General features: G+C 57.0%; 11 protein-coding genes. 3 read left to right on the top strand and 8 right to left on the bottom strand.

Going from position 1 to position 12,604, the window contains the following annotated elements:
• Window positions 1-131: 131 nt before the first annotated feature.
• Window positions 132-2,852 (top strand): error-prone DNA polymerase, encoded by a 2,721-nt coding sequence (locus GOB82_RS12380; RefSeq protein WP_242007406.1) that lies wholly within the window; start codon window positions 132-134, stop codon window positions 2,850-2,852.
• Here GOB82_RS12380 and GOB82_RS12375 read toward each other — a convergent pair.
• From GOB82_RS12375 to GOB82_RS12340, 8 genes are all read right to left on the bottom strand, one after another.
• Complete coding sequence (locus tag GOB82_RS12375) at window positions 2,835-3,830, bottom strand: LLM class flavin-dependent oxidoreductase (RefSeq protein WP_166123539.1); 996 nt, start codon at window positions 3,828-3,830, stop codon at window positions 2,835-2,837. The two genes, GOB82_RS12380 and GOB82_RS12375, sit on opposite strands and share 18 nt — an antisense overlap.
• A gap of 150 nt (window positions 3,831-3,980) precedes the next feature.
• Window positions 3,981-4,220: a hypothetical protein gene (locus GOB82_RS12370; RefSeq protein ID WP_166123537.1), complete on the bottom strand. Its 240-nt coding sequence runs from the start codon at window positions 4,218-4,220 to the stop codon at window positions 3,981-3,983.
• A gap of 22 nt (window positions 4,221-4,242) precedes the next feature.
• Window positions 4,243-4,902, bottom strand: a complete 660-nt coding sequence (locus GOB82_RS12365; protein ID WP_166123535.1) for a hypothetical protein — start codon at window positions 4,900-4,902, stop codon at window positions 4,243-4,245.
• A 91-nt stretch (window positions 4,903-4,993) separates the two neighbouring features.
• A complete protein-coding gene (locus tag GOB82_RS12360) occupies window positions 4,994-5,233 on the bottom strand; it encodes a hypothetical protein (RefSeq protein ID WP_166123533.1) in 240 nt (79 codons plus the stop codon).
• A gap of 569 nt (window positions 5,234-5,802) precedes the next feature.
• On the bottom strand, window positions 5,803-6,354 hold the full coding sequence (locus GOB82_RS12355; protein WP_166123531.1) for a hypothetical protein: 552 nt from the start codon (window positions 6,352-6,354) through the stop codon (window positions 5,803-5,805).
• 99 nt (window positions 6,355-6,453) lie between these two features.
• Window positions 6,454-7,410 (bottom strand): hypothetical protein, encoded by a 957-nt coding sequence (locus GOB82_RS12350; protein WP_166123529.1) that lies wholly within the window; start codon window positions 7,408-7,410, stop codon window positions 6,454-6,456.
• 5 nt (window positions 7,411-7,415) lie between these two features.
• Window positions 7,416-8,264: a hypothetical protein gene (locus GOB82_RS12345; protein WP_166123527.1), complete on the bottom strand. Its 849-nt coding sequence runs from the start codon at window positions 8,262-8,264 to the stop codon at window positions 7,416-7,418.
• 1 nt (window position 8,265) lies between these two features.
• Window positions 8,266-8,517 carry a hypothetical protein gene (locus tag GOB82_RS12340; protein ID WP_086640254.1) on the bottom strand — a complete coding sequence of 84 codons (252 nt, stop codon included), beginning with the start codon at window positions 8,515-8,517 and terminating at the stop codon, window positions 8,266-8,268.
• Window positions 8,518-8,674: 157 nt separating this feature from the next.
• Between GOB82_RS12340 and GOB82_RS12335 the strand changes: the two genes are divergently transcribed.
• Window positions 8,675-9,355 carry a LexA family transcriptional regulator gene (locus tag GOB82_RS12335; protein ID WP_166123525.1) on the top strand — a complete coding sequence of 227 codons (681 nt, stop codon included), beginning with the start codon at window positions 8,675-8,677 and terminating at the stop codon, window positions 9,353-9,355.
• 137 nt (window positions 9,356-9,492) lie between these two features.
• Window positions 9,493-12,540 (top strand): Hint domain-containing protein, encoded by a 3,048-nt coding sequence (locus GOB82_RS12330; RefSeq protein WP_166123523.1) that lies wholly within the window; start codon window positions 9,493-9,495, stop codon window positions 12,538-12,540.
• Window positions 12,541-12,604 lie beyond the last annotated feature (64 nt).

Genomic DNA, 12,604 nt, shown 5'->3' with positions numbered 1-12,604 from the left:
TTTCTACAATCCACGTCGACGCCATTCATATCTGGGTGGCATCAGCCCTCTCGCTTTCGAAGCAAGAGTGGCATAATCACTTCTGACCGGCACAAAACCGTTACAAGTCCACCTTTGCCGACCGGGCCTACATGGCGCTCACCCTGCTGCGCCGTCCTAACGACCAGATGCGGCTGTATGAAATGGCGAACCTCGCGCATCAGGCGCGAGTGCCGACCGTCGTGACCAATGATGTGCTGTTCCATACCCATGACCGGCGTATCCTGCAGGATGTCGTCACCTGCATCCGCCACAACACCACGATCGATGAGGCCGGTTTTGTCCGCGAACGTCACGCAGACCGTTATCTCAAGCCACCGCAGGAGATGGCCAGGCTGTTCGTGCGCTATCCAGAAGCGGTGGCCCGGACCATGGATATCGTGAAGCGCTGCCGCTTCTCGCTTGACGATCTGGCCTACCAGTATCCCGATGAAGTGTCCGTGCCCGGTCAGACACCCCAGCAGGCGCTGGAAACCCTGACATGGGAGGCCGCATCCCGCACCTATCCAGAAGGCATTCCGGATGAGGTCTGCCAGAGCCTGAACCACGAGCTCAGCCTGATCGGGCGGATGAACTACGCGCCGTATTTTCTGACGGTGAACAGCATCGTCCGTTATGCCCGCTCCCAGGGCATTCTCTGTCAGGGCCGTGGATCGGCTGCCAATTCCGCCGTCTGCTACGTGCTCGGCATCACCGCCATCGATCCGGCCCGCAACTCCCTCCTGTTCGAGCGCTTCGTCTCCGAGGAGCGGGGCGAGCCACCGGATATCGACGTGGATTTCGAGCATACGCGACGTGAACAGGTCATCCAGTGGGTCTATGAGCATTACGGTCGCGACCGGACGGCCCTGACGGCAGTGGTCATCCGCTATCGCGCCAAGGGAGCGTTGCGTGACGTCAGCAAGGTCATGGGGTTGCCGGAAGATCTGATCCGCACGCTATCAGGTCAGATCTGGGGCTGGGGGCGCAAACTGGACGATAACGCCCTGACTGACAGCGGCATTGATCTGTCAGACCGGCGCATCCGCCTGACGCTGGATCTCGCGCAGTGCCTGATTGGCGTGCCCCGCCATCTGTCGCAGCATCCCGGGGGTTTTGTGCTGACCCATGACCGGCTGGATGAACTGGTGCCCATCGAGCCAGCATCCATGGAAGCCCGTCAGATCATTGAATGGGACAAGGATGATATCGACGTCCTGAAATTCATGAAGGTCGATATCCTCGCCCTGGGCATGCTGACCTGCATGAAAAAAGGGCTCGACCTGCTGGCGGACCACAAGGGCCAGCACTTCACGCTTCAGAGCATTCCGGCGGAGGATCCGCGCACCTACGCCATGATCCGCAAGGCCGATACGATGGGTGTGTTCCAGATTGAATCGCGTGCCCAGATGTCCATGCTGCCACGGCTCAAACCGCGCGTCTTTTATGACCTCGTCATTGAAGTCGCGATCGTCAGGCCCGGACCAATTCAGGGCGATATGGTGCATCCGTATCTCCGAAGGCGCGAAGGGATCGAACCGGAAAACTATCCCACCCGGGAATTGGAAAAGGTTCTGAGGAAAACACTGGGTATTCCCCTATTTCAGGAACAGGCAATGCAGGTCGCCATGATCTGTGCGGGGTTTACTGCCGCCGAGGCTGATCAGCTGCGTCGGGCCATGGCGACGTTCAAAAATACCGGCACCGTCTCACAGTTCCAGAGACGTCTGATCGAAGGCATGCGGGCCAACGGTTACCCGGAAGAATTTGCAGAACGGATCTATCAGCAGCTCGAAGGGTTCGGGTCTTACGGATTTCCCGAGAGCCATGCAGCCAGTTTCGCCATTCTGGCCTATTCGTCGTCCTGGATGAAATGCACCCATCCGGATGTGTTTCTGGCGTCACTTCTGAATTCCCAGCCGATGGGGTTCTATGCACCCGCGCAACTGGTTCGCGATGCGCGGGAACAGGGCGTGGAAATCCGGCCCGTTTGCATCAACGCCTCGCGCTGGGACAGCACACTGGAAGGACCGGAAAGACCAGACGGGATGTTCGCCGTGCGACTGGGTATGAGTCTGGTCAAGGGGCTGGCCAATGACGATGCGGCCCGAATTGTTGCCGCTCGAGCGTCATGTCCGTTTACCTCGGTCGATGATCTGTGGCGACGCGCAAGTGTGAAAGCGTCAGCCTTGACCCATCTGGCTGAGGCCGACGCGTTCCGTCCTTCGCTCGGGCTGGCACGACGCGAGGCGCTCTGGGCGATCAAGGCTCTGCGCGATGAACCGCTGCCGCTGTTCGCGGCAGCGCAGGTGACACGGGAAGCGGAGGAACCAGACGTGCTGCTGCAGCCCATGCGCGATGGGGCCGAGGTGGTGCGCGATTATAACCGGCTTGGCCTGACCCTGCGGGATCATCCGCTGACCTTCCTACGCGAGGATCTTCAGGCAAGGGACATCATGTCCTGTCGGCAGGCGCTGGCCGCGAAAGATGGGAAGCGTCTCACCGTGGCGGGGCTGGTACTGGTGCGGCAGCGGCCAGGCTCCGCAGAAGGCGTGGTGTTCCTGACGCTGGAGGACGAGACAGCCAACATGAACGTCATCATCTGGCCGGACATGTTTGATGCGAACCGGCGCGTCGTACTTAGTGGCCAGATGCTTGCCGTGAAAGGCATGCTCCAGAAAGAAGGTGAGGTCGTACATCTGGTGGCGAAGGAGATCACCGACCTCTCCGGCCTACTGGCGGACGTCGGGAACCGTTCTTTGCAAAACGTCGGCATAGACCTGCAGGAACCCAGACCCGAACATCTGGTGATAAAGTCACGAAACTTCCACTGACTGATGATCTATCAGCTTCTGCGCAATCCCGGTAAGGGTTGCCCGCCTCGCGGCCTGTGAGAAAAGGGGTGCGCCGATCATGAGTTCGTCGGGCTGATGCTGTTTTATGAAAGTGGAGATGCCTGCGGCCACGACATCTGCCGTTCCAGTAAACGTATAACGCAGGGTTCTGTCGATAAGAGCCTGTTCCTGTTCGCTCCATGACACAGCGCGAGGTGCTGGAAATTGCGTTGGGCGCCCTCGGCGCAACGCGACAAAATGCTGCTCCAGCGAAGTCGCTGCATGCTGCGCCTCGACTGGTGTTTCTCCAATAATCGCATTGACGGCCAGCATGGCATAAGGCTTCTCTAGACGTTCTGACGGTTCAAAACGCTGGCGATAAAGTGCCAGAGCTTCTTCCATCAGATCCGGCGCGAAGTGACTTGCGAATGCAAACGGCAGGCCCATGATTGCGGCCAGATGCGCAGAAAACAGGGAAGAGCCGAGCAGCCAGACGGGCACATTCAGCCCGGCTCCCGGCACAGCAAACACCGTCTGACCCGGTTGGGGTTTCTCGAAATAATGCAGCAGTTCCGCAACATCCTGGGGAAAGCGATCAGCAGAGCCCGGATCACGCCGCAGTGCCCGCATGGTCGCCTGATCGGAGCCTGGAGCCCGCCCCAGCCCAAGGTCGATCCGACCGGGATAGAGAGAGTCCAATGTTCCGAACGCTTCGGCGACAGCAAGCGGTGCGTGATTGGGCAGCATGATACCCCCTGCCCCCACCCGAATAGTTTTCGTCGCTCCCGCAACATACCCAATAGCCACAGCGGTCGCAGCAGACGCGATACCGGGCATTGCATGATGTTCCGCAAGCCAGAAGCGACGGAACCCTAAACTCTCTGCATGCACAGCAAGGTCTGCGCTGCGATGTAGCGCATCTGCAGCAGAACTCCCTTCATTGATGAAGGCCAGATCAAGAATTGAGAGCGGAATCATGGGAACAGTCCTCTTATCCAGTCCTTCTTCACATGGGACTGCAGACAACATACTCCAAGCCGCCAGATAAACATTCTATTCTTAGCAATCTCTTGAAGGAGAAGAGAGCATTTTTAAATGCGATAGAATGAAAAGAAAAAACCAGCAATTTCATACGCATCCCAGCATGGTGCGTACGAAATTGAGGTAGCGTGCCCTCATCTGCCGATGGCAACGACCATAAGGATACCAAAGGAAATAGCTGTTTTCTGGCATTTCCTTGATCTCGGGCTTTCTCGCATCTGTTGCCATCTTCTCAGTGACAGCAGTCATGACACGAGCATGACAGCATGTTTCTGATGTCATGACGCCACTTTTCAGGCAGTGACACCCAAAATCAGGTGTCATCATGGCGTCATTCGGCAAGCCCCCGTCAGGCAGCAGTTCGCAGCCCGTCTTCCGCGACAGCCTCAATAGCCTGCCTAAGGGCCCCCACAACCTGTTCAGGATCACAGACCATGTCCTTGAAAATGAGAATTGGGCGCTGATGAGTTGGATAGCGATGCAGTCGCCGTAAGGTCTCGTCCTTTCGCTCCTTCTGCGTGGAAGAGTAGGCTGTAAATGTCCGGTCAAACAGACCGACGACTTCGATAAAGCAGCTCTTATCAGACTGGGCCGAACTCACTTTGAAATCGGCAAAAGCTTCTTCCTGAAAAGCGCATCCCTTCACAGCAGGATGAATGTCAAGCTTTAGTGTCGATGGCAGCATGGACTTGAGGCGTCGGTATACGGCCAATTCGTAAAGGGAATCAAACTCATGACCGTCTTGTGCGAGCTTTTCCTCGACAGGCAGGTGCGAATAGCACTGGTGCACAGCCTCACGAAAGGCCGCCCATGCCCCCTCCCCTGGCTGCCAGTATTTTTTGCGCAGATCCCAGGCCTTTCGCCCAAGATCTGCCAGCATAAATCCATGGACACAGACGCCAACATGGGCCGAAAGCTCAGCATAGAGGTCAATATCCCGACGCGGAAAAAGACCGGTCCTGGCAGGCATCGGAAACTGAAGAGGATCGAAACGATAGTCCGTTGTCATGAGGGAGCATCCTGAAAAAATGGCTCCGATCACACAGCGTGAAGCGGAGCCAGGAAAAGGTTTTTGGTAGGATAGGGTGTGATTGAAGAGGTCAGGCTGCCTGCTTCATCGTCACTGGAGCCGCCAAAAACTGTTCCAGGCGGCCATAACGACGTTCCATGTCGCGATGCAATATGACCAGGCCCTCAAGAGCCTCAAAAGCAGCTTCGCTACCGCCAAGAATCTCAAGCAGCAGAACACCCTCCAGAACATGAAGGGCTTTAAGTTCCATCGCTGCATGCACAACGTCATCGGTGACGGGAAACAGGTCGGAAAGCGGGTAATGAGACATGACTTTTATCCTTGTCGTCCAAAGAGAGGGAGGAAAAGACCACACACATCGCTTCCCATGGGGCATTAGCGGATATGCGTAATCGTGAGGACAGACACAAAACCATCCATGAATTACCCAGACCAAATACTATTCTTCAGAAAACCATTTCAAAACAATGGGTTAAGGGAGAGCATTTTTAAATGCGATAGAACGAGAGAAAAGAAGAAAAAACGCAGCGATTTCATGTGCTTGCGCAGCATGCATATGAAATTGCGGTAGCGTGCCCTCACATACCCCCGAAAGGACGAAAAAGAGACAAAAACGGGACATAAAAGGGAAAAGGCGGCCATTTTTACGGCCCGGACAGTCCCCTCCATTACTGCCACACCGTATGACGCCACTCATGACAGCAGTTTTGAAGTGTCATGACACCGTCAGGAACGATGACAGGGCGGGAAATGGTGTCATTGTGACGTCATTTCCCGTTATTGGCTCAGACTATCGATCTCATTTACGGTCGCAGGCCACGTTCATGATCATGCGGGGATACCCACCAGTCTCAGCATCGTCATACGCCAGATCTCTGGTCAGAACGGCGTGCCCACCGACGTGAATTTGCTCCATGTATGAGAAGCAGGCTGCCACCTGTTGATGACCCACCCGGGGTAGGACAGTGCAGACGCAAAATCATGCACACCTGCATTTTCTGTCGGCAGAATACGGATTTCTGGCGCCTCACTCTCCCACAGCACCTTGTGCTGCGCGTCAGTCAGCGCAATATGCGTCCCCACGGCGCCATAATAACTGGAATAGGCGATCAGCACCGTCACATGCGGCTGTGACGGCCCGAAACTGACATCCACGATACGGGGAGCCTTTTCGAGCGCCTGAGCATCTGGATCGGACGCAGGGTCAGCAGGATAAAAAGACCCTTTGGCAAATTTTATTCCCTGCGTCTGCGCAAAGAACGGTGCATCAGCTGATGTCGCCGCCCTCCCGGGCTGCGTTCCCTGCTCATTGCCGTACGCATGCGATGCTGCTGCATCGGCGAGCTGCTGCCAGTTCACAGCATGTGCCTGTTGCGGCAGGCCAACAGCCAGACCCACGGCCACAGAAAGCCCCGCAAATACCTTCTTCATGAAATACCCTTTCCAGAGACGCCTTATTATAAAAAAAGTGCTTTAACTCTGATTTTTCTCAAACGCGCAAAACATCGAGACACGTTACTCGAACGCTTGTCACTCTCCGGTCACGTGCCCTGATTCAGCAAGGTCTTTCAGAAAAGTCAGGTTGTTTTTGTGCCAGCCATCGCCATAGCTGTCATAGGTACCGATGCGAACATCCTGAGGCACCACAAAATGGCCTTGCAGAACCTGCAGGATACGAGGATCCTGTGCCCAGGTCGGTGCCCCCTCTGGTATCATGAGCAGAACGACCGTTATCCGGTCATGCTCTGGCGCCACAGACTGCAACGGACCATATTCCAGAACTTTTTGGGCTGTGAGACCGTAACAGAACCGCGCTGGCACCCGCACCCCGGACGGCGCGGTATCTCCAGCGAGAGGAGGTGCCTTCAGACTATTTTGTACGCTCTGGTCCTCTGAAGGTCCGTCAAAGATCGCCATGGCTTCTGGACCTGGGGCCAGGAACAGATCCCCCGCAAAATGCTGCGTGGTTTCTTCCTGACCCGGCGGACCTTCGTCCGGCTTCGGTTCCGAATTATCGTCGAGGTCATGAAGCCCGAGTTGCGCTGCAGTTGGCATTGCAGGATGCTGAGCATGAACACGCCAGGTCACAGGAACCCTCTGCACAAGACCAGCGTCCATCAACGCCTGAATGAAAGGACCTGGTTCCACATTACGCGGCCCTTCCCCAAACAACACGCCCTGTGTGGAGGCATTATACCCCTCTCCAGGTTCAATGCCTTTCTCAACCCGATTGGCCACATCTATCGAACGCGGATAGGCAGAAAGGCTCAGAAAGGCCTCTGACCCGATAGAAAGACAGACCCGCCGACTGTCGCCATTTTCGATCTCTCCACGATCTGCCGGATCATGGCGAACCTGCTCCAATATGGCATCAGCTGCCTTGGCCGCCTCAGCATCTGAAGCGGCATAACTCCGTTTCGGCGACGCGCAGGCCAGACAACTCATGGCAACCAGACAAACTTTGAGGGAAACGCCCTGAACGCGCATGACACTCATCCTTCCGGCTGCTCGGCAAAAAGCGTCAGGCCATCAGTCCCTTTGCGATAGATCAGATGGTGGCGCACTTCAGCCCCGGCCTCCAGCCCGGCAAATGTTCCCGCCATGCGTCGAAAGACAGGTGTCCGCATCCAGTCTTTCGGGCCATCGCTGCGATACACAGCCGTCGCCGTAATGATCTCCCGTCCGGTCGGGTCATGCTCCGGATGCCGGATATCGACAATCCTGCGGAGCGTCAGACCGACACAGACCCCATCAACCTCACTGATCAGATAGGGATGAAGCAGCAATGGTTCATCACGTTCTTCCTCCCCTTTCTTCGACACCTGTTCAGGATAGGCCAGAGTCGCAATCGGAATATACCCGTCGAAGAGGCGCCCGGGCTGGCGCAGCGTATAGCTAAAATCCTGATTATTCCGGGATGTCGTGTAAAATACGGCCTCTTTCGTTGCGCCGGACGTTTTGAATGTGACTGGCACGACATGCCGTTCCAGAACACCACGCTGCGTCAGATCCGTCACAAGATCCGAGGGTGCCTCGTCTGCTGGTCCGGCATGAAACAGAAACGGATGGGCCGTGGGAGTCGTCCAGGGCGACGACTGCATCCAGAACCGTTTATTGGACCATTCACGAAAGTCTATCCCCGCACCAGAGCGTAACAGCATGCAGGACCGCATGCCCTGAGGATGACGCTCAATCAGCACCTTCTGCAAATCGCGGGTTTCACCATGCGGCCCGGAGAACAGAATAAAACTCAGGCCGCCTGCGCCGGCGACAGCAAGCAAGGCACTCAGGCGGGGAGCCGAACGGATCACCCCTGACAGCGACGAGATCAGGAACGACATCTTACAAATCTCCTGCGTCACGGCAGAGCGCGAGCAGGTGTGTCAGTTTCTGATGCACCACGCTCCCCAGAACAATGACGCCTTCGAGGGTTTTCACACCATCCGTATCGGCTCTGAGCGTATCAAGCCGCCCCCGGAGGACCTGATGCTCCAGTTCCACCAGCCGCATGACATCATGCAATCCGGCGTGAAGGTCTTCGAGCCGACGATCCCGGAGCGGCACGGAGGACAGGCAAGGCGCTTCATGAGACATGACAAACCCTTCGACAGATCGCGCTGTTCATGCGAGAACAGGCCCATGAGACACGGAGACCCGCTTCATATGCCCTCTATGGAACTTACAGCTCCCCGACTATACATGCAAGCGCTTCGTCGTATAATGACGAACTTTTCCGTTATGGAGCGTTCGCATGTCACCGCCCCGACCCAGAAAGCGCAAGCTCATGGATGAGCAGATCAAACTGATGCGCGAGCGCGGGGAACGGCTGCGTCAGGCTGCCCAGAGCATTGGCATTACACATGCCGCAAAGGCTGCGGGCGTGCCTTACACAACTTTACGTGACTACATGAACGGCAGTGAGATGAAGCTCTCTGCCGTTGCCTCCCTGGCACGAGTCTGCGGCGTAACGCTGGACTGGCTTGCCTATGGCGTTGGCGAAACACCCCTGAGCCAATCCCCTTCTCGCCCCGCCCTGCAACGCGGTGGCCACCAAATTGTCATCCCCTGGCTGGATGACCGGGAAGAAGGATTGCGGGTCGGCAAAGGCTGGCTGGAGACGACCTTGACGCGCCCGACCATCGCAGCACTCCGCCTGACAGATGTCACAGGCGACGCCATGGCACCGACCCTGCTCCATGGAGATATCGTCATGATCGATACGGCCTCGACCCAGGCTCAGGGCGGCGCACTGTATGCCCTGAAAGTCGATGAGACCGTCATGCTGCGCCGCCTTGACCTGCGCCTGGGTGGCGGCATACGCGTTCTGGCTGACAATGATCGTTACCCGCCGCAGGACCTGTCGGCAGAAGACATTCAAAGCCTGAGGGTTGTCGGAGAAGTGGTCTGGTTTGGCGGTCTGCCACGAGGATAAGTGCGCTATTCGATCTACGAAAACTCACACAATAAAAATTGTACGTGTTTCCGCTTGTTTTTCTACAACTCCCCACCTAATCTTTCCTGAGAAATACCGCGCCTCGTTGCGGTCCGCCCGGGAAGGATTTCAGTGTAATGGCCAAGGTGACGTCAGCCTCATCGTCAGGAACACATCTCGTCAGTTCGGATGTTCACATCGTGAATGGTGCCGTGTGGCAGGACACTGAGCTTGGAGATGATGGAGAGTTATGGGTTGAGAACGGCGGCACAGCCCTCAATACCCTTGTCGATCAGGGCGACCTCACTATCAGCGCTGGCGGCCTTGCCTCAGGCGTGACCGTCACCGGGGATGACGACGAAAACGGCTTTCTCGAAGCCTATGGCGGTCTTCTGGAAGACGCCACTTTTACCAGTACCGGCTGGGGAATCATCGAACAGGGGGGTACCGCCCATACCGTTCTCCTGACGGATGGAGGATACATCGAAGTTGCCGGGACAGTAGACGATGCGACCCTGCGCGGCGGGAGCATGCGGGTTGATTCCGGGGCAATTATCAGAAATGTCACGCTTGAGCAGAACGGCGGCATGCTGATTGAATCAGGGGCGACCGTTACAGGTGTGACCCTTGGGCAGGGAGCCTCTTTTTCTCTGCAATCAGGAGCCACATTTACGAATGTGACTGTCGCAAGCGGTGGTAGCCTCGACGTTGACTCCATTCCTGCGGACGGCGTCACGATTGAAGAGGGTGGCAGTCTCGATTTTTCTGCTCTGAACTGGGACGATACTGCAACAGCCCAGATCGTGGGTGACCCTATTCTGGACGTCACTGCCGGGGGTGTCACCTCATCCGTGACACTGGACGGTGAGTATACAGGCGAGCATTTCGTTCTCTCGAGCGATGGACATGGCGGCACATTGGCCACCCTGGAGGTTGATGATGGCACACCCTGTTATTGCGCCGGGACCCTGATCACCACCGATCATGGCGATATCCCCGTAGAAGCGCTGCAAATTGGTGACCGGGTTATGACAGCATCCGGGGAGACACGCCCCATCCACTGGATTGGCCACCGGAGCTACTCCGGACGTTTTGCCTCCCGAAACCCCTCTGTTCTACCTGTCATTTTTACAGCCGGGTCTCTGGGCAACGACCTGCCACGACGCGATCTCTGGGTCTCCCCGCTGCATGCAATGTTCATCGATGACGTCCTGATTCCGGCGGTTCTGCTGGTCAACGGCCAGACCATCCGGCAGGCGGAACGGGTTGATCGTGTCCAGTATTTTCATGTTGAACTGGAGAGCCATGATATCCTGTTGGCCGAAGGCGCACCTGCGGAAAGCTTTGTCGATGATTCCTCGCGCGGCATGTTCCACAATGCCCCGGAATACGCTGCGCTGTATCCCGACACCCAGAAAAAACCGGCTCGATATTGCGCCCCGCGGGTTGAAGAAGGTGTTCTTCTTGAAACTATTCGAAACCGTCTGAACCAGACAGATGGGCCAGACAACACGGAAAAATCGTCAGGTTCGAGACATCTGGAAGGCTATCTGGATGCTGTGACCCACACGGAAATCAGGGGATGGGCGCGGTGGTCTGACAGCGCCGAACCTGTTCTTCTGCGCATTCTGAATAATGGCATCTGTATTGGGGCCATCACGGCCGATCTGACACGACAGGATGTCGGGATGGCGTGTGGTTTCCGGTTCATTGTTCCCGGTGGCCTGTCTCCGCACCAGCGCCATATGATTGATGTTCAGCCACTGCACGGAACAGGTCAGCTCGGACATGCTCCCAGGGGCCTTGAACCTGTGGTTGAAACGCAGACCGAAACTCGAACCACTCACCCCGCTTCTCCGAACTCTCTTCGCGGCTGGGTTGATCTCGTGTCGCGGGACCGGATTGCAGGCTGGGCCTACAACCCCTCCACCCCCGAAGTACCCGCACCCCTTCAGATCGTGGTCAATGGGCAGCTTCGTGCCAGCACGGTCGCAAACGGGCGTCGCCCCGATGTGTTGCAGGCTGGACAGGGTCCTGAAGGCTGCGGGTTCGACCTTCTTCTGCTCCCGCCCCTCTCTCCGCTGACGCGGCACACCATCGAGATACGCTGGGCCGTCAATGGCTCTCTGCTGGGCGCGCCTACTGTTCTGCCGCAAGCAGACAGCTTTGATCCAGATCTGGAGCAAGCGGTGAAGACCGCAGTCTCGTCGGCAGAAAGCCTCGAGACACAGAACCATGTCCTGTCCTTCCTGCTGGAGCAGGTCGATCGCCTGAAGCAGGTGCGAGCAGAGACAGCCACAGACCACACCCGTATGGCGCTGAACCGGCAACTCACCAGACGAGGATGTACTGAACCCGTCACCCCAGCCCCGAAAGCGTTGGTCATCGACAGCGCCCTGCCGGACGGCCAGCGGGACGCCGGATCAGTGGCTGTTCTGTCGCATGTCCGAACCCTGCAAACTCTGGGGTATCAGGTGACCTTTGTCGCCGCTGACGGGATGGGAACGCGGGCTCCCTTCCCTGTTCCGGATGTCATGCTCTGCACCCTGCCATTTTATAATTCGGTGGAAGAGGTTCTGACGCGGCATGCCAACAGCTACGACGTTGTTTACCTCCATCGGGAACATGTGGCATCGTGTTACATGACCCTTGTTCGCCAGACCCAGCGCCGGGCCCGGGTTGTTTATGCGGTAGCGGATCTGCATCATATTCGCGTCGCCCGTCAGGCTGTCATTGAGGGACGCCCCGAACTGCTCGCAACGGCACGCCGGTTGAAAGCGTCCGAATATGAGATGGCCCGCAAGGCAGACGTCGTGCTAACCCATTCTCTCGCTGAGCAAAATTTGCTGTGCCGGGACGTGCCATCTGCCACCGTTGTGCATGCACCATGGGCTGTCCGTGTCAGGAAACGTGTCCCGGGATTCCAGAAACGTACAGGCATCGCCTTTATCGGCAATTTTGCTCATGCGCCCAACGTTGATGCTGCTCACTGGCTGGTCGACGAGATCATGCCGCTGGTGTGGAAACAGGCGCCGGATATCATCTGCCATCTTGTTGGCAGCGCGATGCCGGAAGAAATTCGGCGCCTTGCCAGCGACCGTGTCCATATTCTTGGGCACGTTCCCGATCTTTCCGAGGTGCTAGAGCACGTCCACTTTATTCCGGCTCATATCCAGCGGCTGTAAAGAAGTTGGCGCATTCGTCAGGAGTGAAAGCATCCAGGACTGATCCGGCGGCATCCCACAAGGT

The organism is Acetobacter farinalis (genome assembly GCF_011516935.1).
Lineage (GTDB): Bacteria > Pseudomonadota > Alphaproteobacteria > Acetobacterales > Acetobacteraceae > Acetobacter > Acetobacter farinalis.
This window is presented reverse-complemented; position numbering and strand designations above follow the sequence as displayed.